We start from the raw sequence: 16,277 nt of genomic DNA, 5'->3' as shown, positions 1-16,277 counted from the left end.
GCCCCAATGAATGCCGAGGGCGCGACGGCGGCGAAGCTCAGCACCTACCAGCGCTGGCTGTTCTTCTTCCTCGGCGTGGCGGGGTTCTTCGAGGGCTACGACATGTTCGCGCTGTCGCAGCTCCTGCCCACGATCCGCGGCGAGATGGGCCTCGCCGCCGCTTCGGAGGGGATGCTGATCGGCTTCATCAACCTCGGGGGGATCCTCGCGTACGGCCTGGTGCGGCGCGCGGATCTCTGGGGGCGGCGGCGGGTGCTGACCGTGACCATCCTGGGGTACACGCTCTGCTCCTTGATCACCGGGCTCGCGCCGGACATCTGGGTGTTCGCGGGGGCGCAGCTCATGGCGCGGCTCTTCCTGCTGGCCGAGTGGGCGATCGGGATCGTGTACGCGGCCGAGGAGTTCCCGGCCGAGCGGCGGGGGATGGTGATCGGCGTGCTGAACGGGCTGAGCGGCCTCGGCGCGGTGGTCTGCGCCGGCATCGCGGCCCCCGTGGTGGCGTCCCCCCTCGGCTGGCGCGGGGTCTACGTGATCGGGACGGTGCCGCTGCTCCTGATGGTCATCGCCCGGCGCTCGCTGCGCGAGACGCAGCGTTTCTCGGACCGGTTGGCGCAGGCGCAGCTCACGAAGGAGCCGCTCCTGCCCGGCTCGGTGACGCAGCTCCTCAGGCCGCCGTGGCGCAACCGCACCCTGTTCCTGGGGCTGATCTGGTGGCTCACCTACGCCTGCGTGGCCAACGCGATCACCTTCTGGAAGGAGCACGCCATCCAGGAGCGTGGCTACAAGGATGGGGAGGTGGGTCTCTACATCTCCATCGCGGCGGTGGCGGCGATCCCGTTGACGCTCGCCTCGGGCAAGCTGCTGGACCGGATGGGGAGGCGAGGCGGCGCGGTGGTCATCTTCGGCTCGCTCGTGGTGGGCGTGCTGGGCTGCTACACGATCGAGCCGCGCGCACTGGTGCTGGTCTGCCTGGTCTTCGGGATCACCGGGGTGACCGCCGTGGGCACGGTGCTCTCCGCTTACAACGCCGAGCTGTTCCCCACCGATCTGCGCGGCGATGCGTTCGGGCTGTCGAACAACCTGATCGGCCGCACCGCGATGGTCGTCTCTCCCTTCGTCGCGGGCCACATGGCGGAGCGCATCGGGTGGGGCAAGACGGTCGCTGCGACCACGGTGCTGCCGCTCGTGGCGATGGTCCTGCTGCTCCTGGCGATGCCCGAGACGCGCGGGCGGGAGCTGGAGGAGACGTCGGCGCAGCCGGTGTCGTGAAGCGCACCGCGGGCCGTGCTACCACGGGCGGCATGAGTGATCAGGAAGCTCAGGACGCCTCGGAGCTGCTGAATCAGAGCCCCGACGGGTGGGCCAAGGCCAACGGCCTGCGCATCGTCAGCGCCACGCGCGACGAGGTGGTCGCCGAGCTGACGCTCGCGCCGAAGCACCTGCAGGCCTACGGCATCGTGCACGGCGGGATGCACTGCGCGATCATCGAGACGGTGGCGTCGATCGGCGCCGCGCTCGACGCGATCGCGTACGGCAAGAACGTGGTGGGGCTGGAGAACCACACCTCGTTCCTGCGCGCGGTCCGGGAGGGGACGCTGCGGGCAGTGGCCCGACCGCTCACCCGAGGGCGACGCACCCAGGTGTGGGAGGCCAACGTGCACGACGACGCGGGGCGGGTGGTCGCGAGCGGGCGCGTGCGCCTGCTGGTGCTCGATCCGGAGGCGCCGCTCGGGGAGAAAGCGCCCGCGGTCAAGGCCGAGGGCTGAAGCGCGGGGGACCGCTGACGGAAGGAGCGAGCTCGCTTTCGAGGCGGATGCCGGCGAGGGAGAGCTCGACCATGGCCGCGAGACGGGTGGCAACGAGGGCCGGGCCAGTGTCGCCCTGCGCGCGCGTCGTGGCGATGTAGGCGAAGCAGCGGCGGGACCAGCCCCCGAAGGCGACGGCGAACCCCTCCACGAGGGCTGGGTGCTCGGGGGTCGAGGTCACGCCGATGGCCACCTCGGTGTCGAAGCCGGTGGGCACATCGACGCGGTGCTGGTCGATGATCCCCCGGCCATCGCCGCCAGGGAGGTCGCGCCAGAGGCGGGCCTGGGCTTCGCACGCGGGGCGGGTCCCGCGATCGTCGGGGCGCCAGGTGCGCAGGAGCAAGGTGGTCGCCGAGGCCGCATGGGTGGCCACGAGCCAGAGGGTCGTGGCGTCGTCCACCCGCCAGCCAGCACCGTCGGGGAGCGGCAGGACGAGGTCGAAGCGCGCCGAGTGGTGCTCCCCGAGAGGGCCGTTGAGCTCTGTCGGGGGTGGGGGTGGCGAGGGTCGGGAGGCGGAGGAAGGGGTGGGGGTGGGCTCGGTGGGAGGCGGAGGCGCGCCGCAGGCCGTGGCGAGGAGCAGGGCAGCCCGGAAGAGCACACGGCGCATGCGGCAGGAAGCGTTCAGCGCAGGAACGTCAGCCACTCCGGGTGCGCGTCGTCGCTGCCCTTCACGGCGTCGAAGTAACGCTGCTGGAGCCGCTTGGTGATGGGGCCGATCTTGCCCTCGCCGATGGCGCGGTTGTCCACCTCCCGGATGGGCGTCACCTCGGCGGCGGTGCCCGTGAAGAAGGCCTCGTCGGCGAGGTAGAGCTGGTCCCGGATGATGGACTCCTCCGAGACGGGGATGCCCTCCTCGCGCGCCAGGGTGATGATGGTGTCGCGGGTGACGCCCGCGAGGATCGAGAGGCTGAGGGGTGGCGTGTACAGCCGCCCGTTCTTGACGATGAAGATGTTCTCGCCCGAGCCCTCGCAGACCTGACCCGACGTGTCGAGGAGGATGGCCTCGTCGTAGCCGGCCATGCGCGCTTCACGCTTGGCGAGGGTGCTGTTCGTGTACTGGCCCATCATCTTGGCCCGCGGCAACCCCACGTGGAGGTGGTGGCGGGACCAGGAGGAGATCTTGGTGCGGATCCCTTGCTCCAGCGCGTCCTTGCCGAGGTAGGTGCCCCAGCGCCAGGCGACGATCATGGTGCGGATGGGGTTGTCGGGAGCGTAGACGCCCATGGCGCCGTCGCCCACGTAGACGAGGGGACGCAGGTAGGCCTCGTCCATGCCGTTCTCGCGGACGACCAGGGAGCAGGCATCCATGATCTGCGCGCGCGTGAAGCGCGGCATGGTGAACACGAGCTTGCAGGTGTCGAGGAGCCTATCGATGTGCTCGCGCAGCCGGAAGATGGCCGTGCGCCCGTCGCTGCGTCGGTAGGCACGGATACCCTCGAAGGCGCCGAGACCATAGTGCAGCGAATGGGTCAGCACGTGCACCCTTGCTTCGTCCCAGTCGACGAGCTCGCCTTCCAACCAGATCTTCTTCACCTTGTCGACCATGAGGGCTCCTTCTCCGTGGATCGGGCGCTCGCCGAGGCGGCGCTGGGCTGTGCGACGCTCTGCCATCTGCAGAGGGCCGCAAGGTGCTGCCCACGAGGGACAGCGAGGGGGTTGCCAGGATCGATTACTCCGTCCCCGGAGCCGTGCCAACCGATCTAACGTGCTAGGAGGACCAACAAAGTGCCATTGCCGCCATCGTCCGTGGGCGCGGTCGCGAACGCGGCGACGTGCCGCGCTGCGGCACCCTGGCTGAGCCACGCAGCAATCTCTCCCCGGAGGACTCCTCGGCCGCCGGGTGAGTGGTTTCCTTTTCCATGGATCAAGGCGACCACCCGATCCCCCTCCCCCTGGCGGCGGCGGATGAAGCCCTCCACGGCGGTGCGCGCCTCGTCGGCGCGGTGGCCATGGAGGTCGAGCGTGCCGTCGATCGCGAAACGGCCACGCCGCAGGAGGCGGAGCGCGCGCGGGTCCACGTCGAGGCGTCGTCCTTCGAGGTGCTCCCCGTCATCGCTGATCTCGAAGCGAATGCCCTCGATGACGAGAGAACGCATCCGGTCGCGCGCTTCGGCGTCGAGGTCCTGCACCGGCACGGAGCCGGGTGTGGCCCGCTCCACCCGGCTGGCGGTGGTCGGGATGCGCTCGACACCGCGATGATCGAGGACGCGGACACCGGCCATGTAGATGGCGAAGGTGTCCGGATCGACCATCTTCGGCGGCTCGTCTGCGTCAGCATCCAGGGCGCGAGGTCGGGGGAGAGGTGCCGTGCCCGAGGAGCCGGTCGCGACTGACGAGCCAGGGGTCGGGTGAGCAGGGGTGTGGGCAGAGCGGCTGGCGGCCTGTGCTGCTGCGGCGCGCGCGTCTTCCTTCTTCTTCTCCTGCCTCTGCTTCTGCACGGCCCGCTTCAGGCCCGCGAAGGGCTGAAAGAACGGGGTGTCCGCTGCTTTCACCGCTTTCGCCGCCTGGCTCTTGGTCCGCTTCCTCATCTCCCTGAACATCGCTCGACAACCTGCAAAGCGCAAACCGGACTGCCCGGTTTGCAGCGCGTCCCTTTGGTCGGGCTCAACTCGCGGGCTCAACTCGCGGGCTCAACCGCGCGGGTCTCTCAGCAGGGGAAACGCGCGATCGAGGGCCATCACGGCGAGGACATGGGAGATGCGGCCATCACGGGTGGCGGCAGCGGCGTCCTCCAGGGTCATGAGCACGGGCTCGATGCTCTCGTGCTCGTCCCCCGAGGGGTCGCCCACGTGCCGGGCCCCACGCGCCAGGAAGAAGAAGCATCGGTTGCCCTGGATTGCGGGGTTCGGGTGCACCCAGCCGAGGGGCTCCACAGAGTCGGCGGCATAGCCCGTCTCCTCCCGCAGCTCACGCAGCGCGGCCTCCTCGGGTGTCTCACCAGGATCGATGCAGCCGCCAGCCACCTCGATGGTCACGGCGTCGAGCCCATGGCGGTGCTGGCGAACCAGGAGCACCTCACCCTCGGCCGTGGTCGCCGCGACGGAGACCCAGTCGTCGAGCACCATCGTGAAGGCCGTGTGAGCGATGCCCTCGGTCTCGACATCGTGGCGGTCCACACCGAGTGGACCGAAGCGGCCAGCCGGCTCAGATCGAAGGCGACGGGGGATCTTGATGGGCACAGGGAGGGGGTAGCACGACCTCCCCGCGGTCAGTCGCCTTCTGCAGCGAGGTGAGGCGCCTTCTCTGTGGCGCTTTCCTTGTGCGCGGCGTCCTCGGCCCTCTCGGGTTTCAGCGCTGGCTTCTTCGTGTCTGCCTTCCGGGCGCTCGGCTCCGGGGGCGAGGCGGGCGTCTTCGAGGCAGGCGGCTCCGACGCGGGCTTCGAGGCAAGCGTCTTCGAGGCAGGCGGCTCCGACACGGGCGGCTCCGACACGGGCGACTCCGACGCGGGCGGCTCCGACGCGGGCGGCGCTCCGACGCGGGCGGCTCCGAGGCAGGCGTCTCCGACGCGGGCGGGGGCCAGGCGCTCACGTAGCGAGGCGTCTCTCCCGGGCCTGACGCGTCGATCCACGACACCACACCCGTTCCCGGAGAGCGCACATCGACATGGATGAAGGAGCTGTTCGGGTAGTAGCCGCAGCCCGTGTCCGTCAGCGTGCGGCACGCGGCGACCAGCTCGTGGTTGGGCACACCGGCGATGCGGAGGTCGAGAGCGCGCGCGGTCTGGTGCAAGCTGCCCCGGCTGCGAGGCCTGTAGCCGCTGACCAGGGAGATGGTCCGATCAGGGTAGCGGCGCGCGAGGGCGTCGATGCGCACGAGGAGCCCTGGATCCACGAGCCGGACGCCGGGAGCGATCTCCTCGCCACGCTTCGCCTGCTGTCCCTTGGTGGGCCGGCCCTGGGGTTCAGGCGCCGGCAGCACGCCAGGGTGGGGCGTCCCCCAGGGTCGGGCCAGCACGGAGAGCTGCCTCCGCGCCTCTGCGCGCGGCTTGCCGGCACAGGTGACCAGCGTGATCCGCTCGCCTTCCAGGCCGCCCCGATCGATCTGCACCGCCGTGCCGAGGCAGGGCTTGGGAGCCGGCTTGCTCGCCTTCTTCCCCGAGCGCGTCTCCTCGCGCCGCTTGCTTCCGCCCATGCGGACCGCGACCGTCTTCTTCCCAGGCTTGCTTTTGTCGGCTTCGCTGGCGGCGCGCTTCTCGGCCTTCTCGGCCTTCTTGGACGTCTCGCCGCTGCGGGTCCCGGTGCGGCCGGGGGCAGACTTTTCCGGTGCTGGCCCTTGTGCGCTCGGCTTCTCCAGGTTCGTCGCGCCCTGCTGCCCCTGCTTCTTCTGCGACTTCGCAGGGGAGGCCTTCGACCTCTCCTTCTTCGGCTTCGACTTCCCCTCTGACTTCGGCTTCGACTTCCCCTCTGCAGACGGCTCTGCGCCGCGCGAGGCGGGTGCGCTCGACTGCGCTGCGGACGGGGGAGCAGCGCGTGCGACCGTCCCGGGGACCGACGCGAACACACCTGCGAGGGAGAGGCTCAGGGCCGTGCGAAGGAGCCACCGCGCCGATGCCGACCTCGGCGCGTGCGCCGTCCTTCGATCCCAGCACCAACCCGATGAGCTGCCCATGGACGGGAACGGATGCCATGAAGCATCGGGCGAGCCCAATTTTCTGCGGCTTCGGACGCTGGCTGTGGTAGGAACCGTGTGTCTCGAGACCACGGTCCGGGGCAGGTCGGGCGCAGACCCCGGCCACAGGGGCGAAACAAAGCGACCGAGCTCTGGACGCAGCGCGTTGAATGCGTGTCCTGAGCACGGCGGGGAAACACCCGGAACATCTGCTCGCTTCGTGCGAGCGACTGCGCATCACCACACCACCCATCACTCCACGGAGCCCAGAAGCTCCGCCTCCGTTCCTCCTGAGGGGAGGAGACAGCGTCGGCTCGCGCGCATTCGCGCAGCCCGGCCTGCTCTCCGTGTGCCTCGGAGGTGCGTTACCACAGGGTCCAACGCATGCGGCGAATTCGTAAAGACGCAACCAAGGTCTGGCACAACCCGGAAATTCACGGCTCCTTGCACCGCAGTCAGCCCGGCGGCGTGCTGCCGCGGGTGGCGCCGAGCGGCGAGGATCGCCGCGCAGCAAACCAGCACCGAGCAGCGCTGGAGGCGCTGTTCGCACCCCGCAAAGAACCGGAGCCGGCCGTCGAGAGCGGGCCGCGCGTCAAGACGGGGCGGGAGGCGCCCGGGCGCATCGTGCTCGCGTCTCCTCCTCAGAGCGATCCGGTCGCGGTCGAGCGTCAGAAGCTGCTGGCGCGGGTGCTCGCCGCGACGGGCAGGCCTGCCATCTCGAAGGCGGTCAACGACTTCATGAAAGCGGGACACACCTTCCCGCAGGAGCAGGACGTCTACCTGCAGCTCCTCGAGCACACCGACGAGGAGCGCGTTCAGGACGCGATCCAGGCGCTCACCACCATCCTCGCCGGTGAGCTCCCCAAGCGCCGCGCCGTGCTGGAGTCGCGGCTCCGGCGCATCGAGGAGTTCGCCGAGGAAGGACGCACGCGCGACGCCGCGGCGCACCTGCGGAGGCACCTCGGTGGCTCCCCCTCGGGCCGCCGGAAGGACGAGGCGGTCGACAGCGCCAGCACCGTGGCGGCCCCGCCGGTGAGCGCCACCCGTCCCACGGGCAACGGCGCTCCGGAGGTCCAGGAAGAGCAATGAACCGGGCCGAGTTCGAGGCGGAGCTGCGCCGCCTCATGCACGAGCACGAGGGGCGCACGGCCAACGAGCGCTGCGTGGAGTGCGTCGGATGCGAGCGCTGCGTCGACTGCACGTTCTGCCGGGGGTCGAAGGCGCTCACCCGCTGCCACTACTGTGTCGACTCCCAGCGCTGCGTGGACAGCACCCACTGCCGCGGGTGCCGTGACCTCATCGGGTGCAGCCACTGCGTGGCGTCGGAGCGCTGCTCTCAGTCGTCGTACGTGGTGCGGTCCATCGACTGCTCCAACTGCACGTACTGCTTCGGCTGCGTGGGCCTCTCGCGCAAGGACTTCCACATCCTCAACAAGCCCTACGACCGGAGCGCGTACTTCGCGCTGACGGCGCGCCTCACCCGGGAGCTCGGGCTGGGCTGATGCGCGCGGTCGTGCAGCGCGTCCGCCGGGCGCGCGTCGAGGTCGAGGGGGCCGTGGTGGGCGCGATCGAGCTGGGCCTCGTGGTCTTCGTGGGCGCTGGCCGGGACGACACCGAAGCCGACGCGGACTACGTGGCCAGCAAGGTCGCCGGGCTCCGCGTCTTCCGCGACGACGCGGGCAAGATGTCGCGGGCGCTCTCCGACGTCGGCGGAGCGGTGCTCGCCATCAGCCAGTTCACGGTGTTCGGCGACATGCGCCGAGGGCTGCGGCCGGGCTTCGAGGGAGCCATGGAGCCCGTCCGCGCCGAGGCGCTCTACCAGCGCTTCATCGCCAGCGTGCGCGCGCGCGGACTGACCGTCGAGACTGGCCGTTTCCGCGCCGACATGCAGGTCCACGTGGAGAACGATGGCCCCGTGACGATCCTCGTGGATTCGAAGCGCACTTTTTGAGCGGGGCTCTTCCCCCGCCACGGAGGGCGAGCTACCCCACCCCCCATGCGCATTGCTTTCGTAGGGGCCGGCGCCCTCGGTCGGGTGTACGGCGTCCGGCTCGCCACGGCGGGCGCGGAGATCACCTTCGTGGTGCGCCCCGAGCGGGTGGGCGAGACCTCTCCCTTCGCCGTCGAACAGGTGAACGGCCCGAAGCGCCGCGACGTGCTCGATCATCCGCGCCGCGTGGCCGAGATCCCCGAGGAGGTGGACCTGGTGCTGGTGACGGTGCGCTTCGATCAGCTCACAGGCACCGGCGAGGGCTCCGTCGCCGAGCTGCTCCGGCGCGGTCCCGATCGCCCCACGGTGCTCCTGACACCGCCGCTGCCTGCGCAGCTCCGCTCCCTCGAACAGACCCTCGGGCGCCGCGTGTTCGCGGCCATGCCGGGGGTGTCCGGGTACATCGATGAACGGGACGTGGTGCGCTACTGGCTGATGGGCGTGGCCTCGACGCTCATCGAAGATCCCGAGGGCCCTGCCCACGCCACCCTGGAGGCGCTCGCGAAGCGCCTGACCAACGCCGACGTCCCGACCCGGCTGGAGCGCGACGTCGCGACGTACAACGCCGCGACCACGACGGCATTCTTCCCGCTGATCGCCGCGATCGACGCCGGCGGAGGGATCGAGGGCGTCCTCACCGACAAGGCGCTGCTGGCGACCACCATGGAGGCCGCGAAGGAGAGCGACATCCTCGCGCCGAAGCTCGGCCGGGTGGCGTCGTGGGCACACTTGCTCACGCGGTTCGTCGGCCAGTACACGATCAAGCCCGGCGTCGCGCTGGCGCGGCGGGTGTCACCGGAGGCCGTGCGCTTCGTCGAGGTGCACTTCGGCGCCAAGCTGCACGAGCAGCACCTGGCCATGGGCGCGAGCATCGTCGCCCTCGGCGAGGAGCATGGCGTCCCCATGCCCGCCCTGGAGCGCCTCCTCCGGCAGCTCGCCGGCCGCCCCTCCGTCCACTGAGCGGGGCGCCGGAGCGCATCAGCGGGCGAGGCGCACCGCGAGCGCGATCGCTTCCCGCATGCCTCGGGCATCGGCCCGACCGGTGCCGGCGACGTCGTGAGCCGTCCCGTGGTCGACGCTGGTGCGGACGATCGGCAGGCCCAGGGTCACGTTCACGGCCTCGCCGAACCCGAGCAGCTTGCTCGGGATCGTCGCCTGATCGTGGTACATCGCGACGACGCCGTCGTAGACCCCTTTCGCCGCGAGCCGAAACGCGGTCTCCGCGCCGACGGGTCCGAGGATCTCGGCCGGGACACCTGCCGTCGTGAGCCTCCGCCGCGCGCGCCGGATGCCGGGGGTGAGCTTGTGCTGCTCCTCGTCGCCGAGCAGGCCCCCCTCACCTGCATGAGGGTTCAACGCTGCCACGGCGATCTTCGGCGAGGCTCGGCCGAGATCGTGGAGGAGCCGCCCCAGCCAGAACGTCGCGCGCGCCACCTCCTTCGGGGTCACCGCCTCCGGGACCGCAGAGAGGGGCAGGTGTGTGGTCACGAGCGCGGTGACGAGATCGTCGGACGCGAAGGCCATGGTGACCTCGCGGGCGCCGAGCCGTCGCGCGAGGTGCTCCGTGTGGCCCAGGAACGCCTCCGATCCAGGAGCCCCGCTGGTGGCGATGGCGAGCTTCGAGACGGGCCCCGTCACCAGCGCCTGAGCGTACCCCTGGCGAACCAGGTCGGTGGCCTGATCGATCCACGCGAGCTGCGCGGCGCCGTCGGCCTTGCCGGGCTCTCCGTACGCGCTGGGACGTGGAAGGGCAGCGCTCTCCGCCAAGATGCCCACGGTCCCCGGGGCGAGGCGGGAGAGCCCCGCGCGATCGACACGCTCGATGCGCTTCTGCGCCACCCGCCGCAGGGCTGCCGCGCGCCGGATCACCGCTTCATCGCCGACGAGCAGGCAGCGCGCCCCGGTGGATCGCGCCGCTGCCACGACGGCCACCTCGGGCCCCACCCCGCTCGGGCATCCCAGGCTGATCGCCAGGAGAGGCGCCTTCATCGCGCCGCTCCCTGCGTCGAGCCCGCGCCCCCTGCGCTCACCGACTCACCGTCCGTCGCATCGGGCCGCTCCAGCCGGTATCCCGCGCCGCGCAGGGTCGCGAGTGGCAGCGCCGCTCCGAGTTTCGCGCGCAGGCGCCTCACATGGATGTCCACCGTACGCTCGCCTCCCTCGTAATCCGAACCCCAGACCCGCCGCAGCAGCTCGGCCCGCGACACCACCTTCCCCCGCCGCTCGCACAGATACGAGAGCAGGGCGAACTCCCTGGCCGTGAGCACCACCTGGGCGCCGCCCACCGTCACCTCGTGCGCGGCGCGGTCGATGACCAGCGGCCCCACCTTGAAGCGCTCCTCGGTGGAGAACTCGCTCCGGCGCCACTCCACCATGCGCACCCGCGCGTAGAGCTCTGCGGGGACATAGGGCACGAGGAGGAAATCATCGAAGCCGCTCGACGGATCGAGCCGCGCGATCTGCGCCACGCTCACGGAGACCAGCGCCCCCACCTGCTCCAGGCGCGGCTCCCGCCGGAGCGCCCTCAGCGCCGCGGCGGCCAGATCGGGCCGCTCCAGCGCCTCGACGACGATGGCCCTCGCCGTCGACTCCTCGTCGCTGCCGAAGAGACGCCACGGCTCGTCCCACAGATCCAGCGCGCGCACCTCGGCCCCCAGCCCGCGCAGGACCGCCGCGGCGCCCTCCTCGCGACCCAGCTCGGGCTCGTGGCCCACGATGGCAATGAACGAGCGACGCCGCAGAAGCTCCGGCCTCTCTCAACCGATCCGCGTGCCGCCCACGGTGATCCGGTCGATCTTGATCGTGGGGCACCCGACGCCGACGGGAACGCTCTGCCCATCCTTGCCGCAGGTCCAGATCCCGTCCGAGGTCTCGACGTCGTGACCGAGCATGGTCACCCGCCGCAGCACCTCGGGGCCGTTGCCGATGAGGTTCACGCCCTTGAGGGGAGAGGTCAGCTTCCCGTCCTCGATGAGGTAGCTCTCGGTCAACGAGAACACGAAGTCGCCGTTCGAGATGTCCACCTGACCCCCGCCGAATTTCCTGGCGAACACCCCCCGCTTGACGCTCTTCAAGATCTCCTCCGGGTCGTCGGGCCCGGCGAGCAGGATGGTGTTCGTCATCCGCGGCAGCGGCGCGGCCCCGAAGCTCTCGCGCCGCCCGTTCCCCGTGCCCGTCAGGCCGTAGTGCCGGGCCGAGAGCCGGTCGTGCAGGTAACCGACGAGCTTCCCGTTCTCGATCAGGGTGGTCCGCTGCGGCTCGTTCCCCTCGTCGTCGACGTTGATCGAGCCGCGCGACTGGATCATCGTCGCGTCGTCGACCACGGTGCAGAGCGGGCTCGCGACGCCGTTGCCGATCTGCCCGGAGTAATTGCTGGTCCCCTTGCGGTTGAAGTCGGCCTCCAGACCGTGGCCCACCGCCTCGTGGAGCAGGATGCCGCTGTCGCCCGGAGCGAGCACCACCGCCATCTCCCCCGCAGGCGCCTCGCGCGCGTCCAGCATGATCACCGCCTGGCGCGCGGCCTCGGTCGCGTGCCACTCGGGTGACTTGCCGTCGAAGTACGCGAGGGTCATCCGCCCCCCGCCCCCGCTCGACCCTTCCTGACGCTTGCCGTCACGCTCGGCCAGCGCGCGCACCCCGAACCGGATCATGGGCTGGACGTCGTGGGCCATGCGCCCGTCGCTCGTCGCCACCAGGATCTCGCGCACCTCCTCGGCGAAGCTCGCCTCGACCTTGATGATGCTCGCGTCGTGGGCGAGCCCGGCAGCGCTGGCGCGCTCGAGGAGGGCCCGCTTCGCGAGCCCGGCCATGTCCAGCGAGATCTCCGGCAGATCGTAGCGCTGCGGCAGCTCCCTCCGGCGCAGCTCGATCCGCTCGACCCCGCCCCCGCCGGTGGCGATCTGGGCAGCGGTCTCCGCCGCCCGCTTCATCGACTCCCAGGTCAGGTCCTCGGTGTAGGCGTACCCCGTCGCATCCCCCCGCTGGACGCGCACCCCGAGCCCCAGCGAGACGCCGCGGGAGGCAGCCTTCAGGATCCCTTCATCGAAGGTGAACCCCCCACCGGCGCGGTACTCGAAGAAGAGGTCGGCATAGTCTCCGCCCCTGGAGAGCGCCGCGGAGAGCAGGCGCTCGCAGAGAGCGGCATCCACGGGGCTGTCCCCTCCGGGGGCGAACGGGGCGCGGTAGGCCTGGCTGAGTGTCATGCTGCCCAACTGTAAGCCCTTCTCCTCCCCCGGTCGAGCCGCGGCCGGCGCTCGGGAAGCGCGAGAGGCACGCGCAAGCAGCGTCCGGGCAGCGCCCGAGCAGCGCCCGGGGACTGCGCGATGCGCGCCGATAACGTGACCATCCCGCCAGCGCCAGCTAGCCTCTTCCGAAAGGCCTGCATGCTCACGCTCAACACCGTTCTCATCTGGCTGCACGTCGTCGGCAACATCACCTGGATCGGCGCGATCCTCGCCGTGGCCGCGGTCCTCACCGGGGCCGCCGGGGACGCCAGGACCCGCGGGGAAATCGGCCTCCGCGTGTACAACCACCTGGCGGTGCCCGCCTTCATCGTCTCGTTCGTGTGTGGCGCGACGCGGCTCGCCCTGGATACCTCCTACTACCTGGTCCAGAGCCACTGGATGCACCCCAAGCTACCGGCCGCCCTGGTGGTCATCGGGCTCCACCACGTCCTCGGCGCGCGCGCCCGGAAGATGGCGCAGGGGAAAGTGCAAGAAGCTGGCCCGGCTGCTAAGATCGCGGCAGTCTTGGCGCTGATGGCGGCCGCGGCTGCCTTCTTTGCCATCGTCAAGCTACCCAGGTGATTTCGTGGCGCGAGCCGTGTTCCGGTCCGGTCGCCACGCGCCTCCACCCCTCCCGGGTGAGGCGACCCTCTCGGACGCAGTGACCTGGCCGCCCATCCAGCGCTTCTGCCATAGCTTCAAGAAGTTCCGGTACCCCGTGCTTGTATGGGGTGACCGGATTCGGTAGGTGTTTTCAGTCGAGGTCCGGTGGCCCGGCGGGGGTCCTGGTCTCCGCTCCTCGCGGCTCTGGTCCCTAGACTTTCGTCCCACTGCTCAACGTCCGGACTCAGGTCCGTAGGAGATCCTCGACATCGTGGCGGTCGATCGCGACAAGGTGCTCCAGGCCGCACAGAAGCTGGTCGAGCGGAAGCGCTTCGACAAGGCCATCCTTGAGTACCAGAAGCTCGTCGCCGACGACCCGAAGGACGTCCGGACGCTGCTCAAGATCGGCGACCTCTACCTGAAGACCGACGAGTACGTCGACGCCATCACCACGTACGAGCGGGTCGGCGAGTTCTACTCGGGCCAGGGCTTCGCGCTGAAGGCGATCGCGGTCTACAAACAGATCCGCGAGATCATCAACAAGTACGTCCCGCACCTGTCGGATCGCTTCGGCCACATCGTCCCGCGGCTCGCCGAGCTCTACGTCCAGCTCGGGCTCACCAGCGACGCCCTCGCCACCTACGACGAGGTGGCGACGCGGCTCCAGAAAGCCGGCCGCGAGCGCGACGCCATCGACGTCTTCCGCAAGATCGTCGAGCTCGATCCCAGCAATCCCCTCCCCTACCTCCGCCTCGCCGAGGCGCTCGTCCGCATCAAGGACTTCGACACTGCCATCCAGCGCTTCGGCACGGCAGCCGAGATCCTGCTCAAGCACGGCCGCAGGGACGACGCCCTCAAGGTGCTCGAACGGCTCCTGCAGCAGCGCCCTGATGCGCGCTTCGCCCGCCTCGCCGCCGAGATCTACCTCGACCGCGGCGACCCCAACGACGGCATGGTGGCGCTCCAGCGGCTGCAGACTGCGTTCAAGGAGAACCCCAAGGACCTCCAGACGCTGACGCTGCTGGCGCGCGCGTTCGACCTGCTCAACCAGCCCGCGAAGGCCATCGAGGTCCAGAAAGCCGCCGCGCGCACCGCCAAGGAAGCTGGGCGATCCGACCAGTTCGCGGCGATCGTCACCTCGCTCCGCACCCGCGCGCCGAACGACGAGGAAGTGCGCCAGCTCGCGGCGCATCTCCAGCCGGCACAGCCGGCGAGCACCCAGGATCCTCGTGCCTCCATCGACGTCGAGGTCGAGGACTCCGTCGCCGAGGAGATCGACCTCGATCCCGACGAGGAGCCCGAGGAGGTCCGCGCGCCGGTGGCGCCTGTCGCGCATGCCTACCAGCGCCCTGCCCCGCCAGCGTTCAACACGCAGGACCCCGCGGCCATGGCGCATCAGATCATCGGCCAGGCCGATGGACTGCTCCGGGCCAGGCAGATCAACAGGGCGATTGGCCTGCTGCGCACCGGGGTCCAGCGTCTGCCCTCGGACCGCAGCCTCCGCGAGCGCCTCCACACGGCCCTGTACGAAGACGCGCAGGACCAGGACGGCGCCATCCAGGAGATGCTCGCCTTCGCGGAGATGCTCCTCGGAGAGAACGACGTCGACGCGGCGGTGCAGAAGCTGAACGAGGTGCTGCTCCTCGACGGAGAGTGCGCCCCCGCGATCGAGATGCTCGCCGCGCTCGGCTACACGGAGGCGGTCGAGGCACAGCACATCTACCCGGACGCCTACCAGCAGTCCGTCGCGCCGGAGGCGGCCTACAGCCCCGAGGGTCTCCCCTCCTACGACCCTGAAGCCGTCGACCCCGCGCAGGCGATCTCGCAGGACTACCGCCGCTCGGTGATGCCGAGCATCCTCGACGACCTCGACGACCCCTTCAAGGGCGAGCCCCTCCCGAGCTTCCCCCTCGACCCCCCGGCGTCGCAGCAGCACGGCGCGCCGCTACCGCACTTCCCCCTCGAACCGGAGCAGGCTCACTTCGACCAGCCGATCTACGCCTCGGTCGCCCCTGGCATGCCGAGCCAGCCCCCGTTCGCCTCGTACCGCCCTCCGCCCTCGCAAGGCGTGGGCGGCATGGGCGGCATGGGCTCGCAGTCAGCGCCTCCACCGACCTCGGGTGGCTCTCGCGCCGAAGCGCTCGACGAGGATGCCCTCGAAGAAGCGGAGTTCTTCGCGCAGCACCAGATGTACGGCGAGGCCCGCACCATCCTGCACGAGCAACTCGCGCGCCTGCCGAACCATCCCCTGCTCCTTGAGAGGCTCAGCGAACTCGACGGCCTGGAGCACCAGGCGAACCCTCCCGCGGACAACCAGAGCGGTACGCGCCCGAGGCCCGCGGAGGGTCAGGAGGCGGAGCAGGGCGACTGGATCGACATCATCGGCAACCTCGACAACCTCGACAGCGTCATCGAGGAGCCACCGCCGGCCGCAGCGTCGGATCAGGTGAGCGCCGAGGAGATCTTCAACCAGTTCAAGGACCAGCTCAAAGAGCACGTCAAGGAGAACGACTCCGCCACGCATTACGATCTCGGCGTCGCCTACAAGGAAATGGGCCTGCTTCCGGACGCCATCAAAGAGTTCGCGCTCGCCGCGCGCGACCCGGCGCGTGAATGCGTGTGTCAGTCGATGATCGGCGTCATTCACCTGGAGACGAACAACATCGACGGTGCCATCGATGCCTTCATCCTCGGCCTGCGCGCGCCCCAGAAGACGCTCGATCAAGAGCTCGCCCTGAACTACGAGATCGCCTGCGCCTACGAGATGCGCAGCGACCGTGACCAGGCGCTCTACTACTTCCACCGCGTGTCGCGGCTGAACGCGAGCTACAACGACCCGCGCGGCGCCGTCGCCGACCGCATCCGCCGCCTCGAAGCGCCCAAGCCGGTGGCCCGCGCCGCGGTGGGCGCCGATCCTCTCGGCGACGACTTCGACGCTGCCTTCGACGACCTGCTGAGCCGCGCCAAGCTGCCCTGAGCATCGCGCTCCCGGCCGTGGCGGCTGTGGCGGTCGTGGTGGTCGTGGCGGTCGTGGCGGTCGTGACGGTC

The 16,277-nt window shown here is 70.3% G+C and carries 16 protein-coding genes; 8 read left to right on the top strand and 8 right to left on the bottom strand.

Features of this window, described 5'->3' with window-relative positions; genetic code table 11:
• The first annotated feature begins 6 nt into the window (after positions 1 to 6).
• Together CAP_RS01515 and CAP_RS01510 are read left to right on the top strand one after the other, a co-directional pair.
• On the top strand, positions 7 to 1,269 hold the full coding sequence (locus CAP_RS01515; protein WP_044235112.1) for an MFS transporter: 1,263 nt from the start codon (positions 7 to 9) through the stop codon (positions 1,267 to 1,269).
• A 32-nt stretch (positions 1,270 to 1,301) separates the two neighbouring features.
• Entirely contained in the window at positions 1,302 to 1,766 is a 465-nt protein-coding gene (locus CAP_RS01510; protein WP_044235317.1) for a PaaI family thioesterase, read from the top strand.
• Here the strand turns inward: CAP_RS01510 and CAP_RS01505 are convergent.
• The 5 genes from CAP_RS01505 to CAP_RS43475 all read right to left on the bottom strand — a co-directional run bounded on the left by CAP_RS01505 (position 1,750) and on the right by CAP_RS43475 (position 6,305).
• The gene (locus tag CAP_RS01505) at positions 1,750 to 2,412 is read right to left on the bottom strand and encodes a hypothetical protein (protein WP_052373938.1); all 663 of its coding nucleotides are present in this window, start codon (positions 2,410 to 2,412) and stop codon (positions 1,750 to 1,752) included. The two genes, CAP_RS01510 and CAP_RS01505, sit on opposite strands and share 17 nt — an antisense overlap.
• Before the next feature lie 14 nt (positions 2,413 to 2,426).
• Positions 2,427 to 3,350 (bottom strand): branched-chain amino acid transaminase, encoded by a 924-nt coding sequence (locus CAP_RS01500; protein ID WP_044235110.1) that lies wholly within the window; start codon positions 3,348 to 3,350, stop codon positions 2,427 to 2,429.
• Positions 3,351 to 3,505: 155 nt separating this feature from the next.
• The gene (locus CAP_RS01495) at positions 3,506 to 4,333 is read right to left on the bottom strand and encodes a Smr/MutS family protein (RefSeq protein WP_197040943.1); all 828 of its coding nucleotides are present in this window, start codon (positions 4,331 to 4,333) and stop codon (positions 3,506 to 3,508) included.
• Positions 4,334 to 4,435: 102 nt separating this feature from the next.
• Positions 4,436 to 4,921 (bottom strand): NUDIX hydrolase, encoded by a 486-nt coding sequence (locus CAP_RS01490; RefSeq protein WP_231511021.1) that lies wholly within the window; start codon positions 4,919 to 4,921, stop codon positions 4,436 to 4,438.
• A gap of 172 nt (positions 4,922 to 5,093) precedes the next feature.
• Positions 5,094 to 6,305 (bottom strand): YcbK family protein, encoded by a 1,212-nt coding sequence (locus tag CAP_RS43475; RefSeq protein WP_052373936.1) that lies wholly within the window; start codon positions 6,303 to 6,305, stop codon positions 5,094 to 5,096.
• A gap of 492 nt (positions 6,306 to 6,797) precedes the next feature.
• On the opposite strand from CAP_RS43475, the gene CAP_RS01480 reads away from it, so the two are divergent.
• The 4 genes from CAP_RS01480 to CAP_RS01465 are packed head-to-tail and all read left to right on the top strand — an operon-like array spanning position 6,798 to position 9,363.
• A complete protein-coding gene (locus tag CAP_RS01480) occupies positions 6,798 to 7,502 on the top strand; it encodes a hypothetical protein (RefSeq protein ID WP_197040942.1) in 705 nt (234 codons plus the stop codon).
• Positions 7,499 to 7,915, top strand: coding sequence for a hypothetical protein (locus CAP_RS01475; RefSeq protein WP_044235107.1), 417 nt, complete (start codon positions 7,499 to 7,501; stop codon positions 7,913 to 7,915). The genes CAP_RS01480 and CAP_RS01475 overlap by 4 nt, the downstream gene beginning before the upstream one ends.
• Positions 7,915 to 8,364, top strand: a complete 450-nt coding sequence (gene dtd, locus CAP_RS01470; protein WP_044235104.1) for a D-aminoacyl-tRNA deacylase — start codon at positions 7,915 to 7,917, stop codon at positions 8,362 to 8,364. The genes CAP_RS01475 and dtd overlap by 1 nt, the downstream gene beginning before the upstream one ends.
• Before the next feature lie 45 nt (positions 8,365 to 8,409).
• Complete coding sequence (locus CAP_RS01465) at positions 8,410 to 9,363, top strand: ketopantoate reductase family protein (protein WP_044235102.1); 954 nt, start codon at positions 8,410 to 8,412, stop codon at positions 9,361 to 9,363.
• Between the two features lie 18 nt (positions 9,364 to 9,381).
• Here the strand turns inward: CAP_RS01465 and pdxA are convergent, their stop codons facing one another.
• Genes pdxA through CAP_RS01450 form a run of 3 tightly spaced genes read right to left on the bottom strand, consistent with a single transcriptional unit; the run spans position 9,382 to position 12,605 of the window.
• Positions 9,382 to 10,392 carry a 4-hydroxythreonine-4-phosphate dehydrogenase PdxA gene (gene pdxA, locus CAP_RS01460; RefSeq protein WP_044235100.1) on the bottom strand — a complete coding sequence of 337 codons (1,011 nt, stop codon included), beginning with the start codon at positions 10,390 to 10,392 and terminating at the stop codon, positions 9,382 to 9,384.
• Positions 10,389 to 11,117, bottom strand: coding sequence for a winged helix-turn-helix domain-containing protein (locus CAP_RS01455; protein ID WP_231511019.1), 729 nt, complete (start codon positions 11,115 to 11,117; stop codon positions 10,389 to 10,391). Before CAP_RS01455 ends, pdxA begins: the two co-directional genes overlap by 4 nt.
• A 42-nt stretch (positions 11,118 to 11,159) precedes the next feature.
• Positions 11,160 to 12,605: a TldD/PmbA family protein gene (locus CAP_RS01450; RefSeq protein ID WP_044235099.1), complete on the bottom strand. Its 1,446-nt coding sequence runs from the start codon at positions 12,603 to 12,605 to the stop codon at positions 11,160 to 11,162.
• A 120-nt stretch (positions 12,606 to 12,725) separates the two neighbouring features.
• On the opposite strand from CAP_RS01450, the gene CAP_RS43470 reads away from it, so the two are divergent.
• Both CAP_RS43470 and CAP_RS01440 read left to right on the top strand, forming a co-directional pair.
• Positions 12,726 to 13,208: a HemJ family protein gene (locus tag CAP_RS43470; protein WP_081864440.1), complete on the top strand. Its 483-nt coding sequence runs from the start codon at positions 12,726 to 12,728 to the stop codon at positions 13,206 to 13,208.
• A 292-nt stretch (positions 13,209 to 13,500) separates the two neighbouring features.
• On the top strand, positions 13,501 to 16,206 hold the full coding sequence (locus CAP_RS01440) for a tetratricopeptide repeat protein (protein WP_052373933.1): 2,706 nt from the start codon (positions 13,501 to 13,503) through the stop codon (positions 16,204 to 16,206).
• Positions 16,207 to 16,277 lie beyond the last annotated feature (71 nt).

This window comes from Chondromyces apiculatus DSM 436, from assembly GCF_000601485.1.
Taxonomy (GTDB): domain Bacteria; phylum Myxococcota_A; class Polyangia; order Polyangiales; family Polyangiaceae; genus Chondromyces; species Chondromyces apiculatus.
The sequence above is the reverse complement of the archived record's forward strand: the minus strand, read 5'-3'. Positions and strand labels throughout refer to the sequence as shown.

Excerpts from the sequence above, each read along its gene's own strand:
- CAP_RS01505 (WP_052373938.1), bottom strand. The coding sequence starts at position 2,412 with ATGCGCCGTGTGCTCTTCCGGGCTGCCCTGCTCCTCGCCACGGCCTGC.
- CAP_RS01515 (WP_044235112.1), top strand. The coding sequence starts at position 7 with ATGAATGCCGAGGGCGCGACGGCGGCGAAGCTCAGCACCTACCAGCGC.
- CAP_RS01465 (WP_044235102.1), top strand. The coding sequence starts at position 8,410 with ATGCGCATTGCTTTCGTAGGGGCCGGCGCCCTCGGTCGGGTGTACGGC.
- CAP_RS01450 (WP_044235099.1), bottom strand. The coding sequence starts at position 12,605 with ATGACACTCAGCCAGGCCTACCGCGCCCCGTTCGCCCCCGGAGGGGAC.
- CAP_RS43470 (WP_081864440.1), top strand. The coding sequence starts at position 12,726 with ATGCGCGCCGATAACGTGACCATCCCGCCAGCGCCAGCTAGCCTCTTC.
- CAP_RS01495 (WP_197040943.1), bottom strand. The coding sequence starts at position 4,333 with ATGAGGAAGCGGACCAAGAGCCAGGCGGCGAAAGCGGTGAAAGCAGCG.
- CAP_RS01475 (WP_044235107.1), top strand. The coding sequence starts at position 7,499 with ATGAACCGGGCCGAGTTCGAGGCGGAGCTGCGCCGCCTCATGCACGAG.
- CAP_RS01480 (WP_197040942.1), top strand. The coding sequence starts at position 6,798 with ATGCGGCGAATTCGTAAAGACGCAACCAAGGTCTGGCACAACCCGGAA.
- CAP_RS01500 (WP_044235110.1), bottom strand. The coding sequence starts at position 3,350 with ATGGTCGACAAGGTGAAGAAGATCTGGTTGGAAGGCGAGCTCGTCGAC.
- pdxA (WP_044235100.1), bottom strand. The coding sequence starts at position 10,392 with ATGAAGGCGCCTCTCCTGGCGATCAGCCTGGGATGCCCGAGCGGGGTG.
- CAP_RS01510 (WP_044235317.1), top strand. The coding sequence starts at position 1,302 with ATGAGTGATCAGGAAGCTCAGGACGCCTCGGAGCTGCTGAATCAGAGC.
- dtd (WP_044235104.1), top strand. The coding sequence starts at position 7,915 with ATGCGCGCGGTCGTGCAGCGCGTCCGCCGGGCGCGCGTCGAGGTCGAG.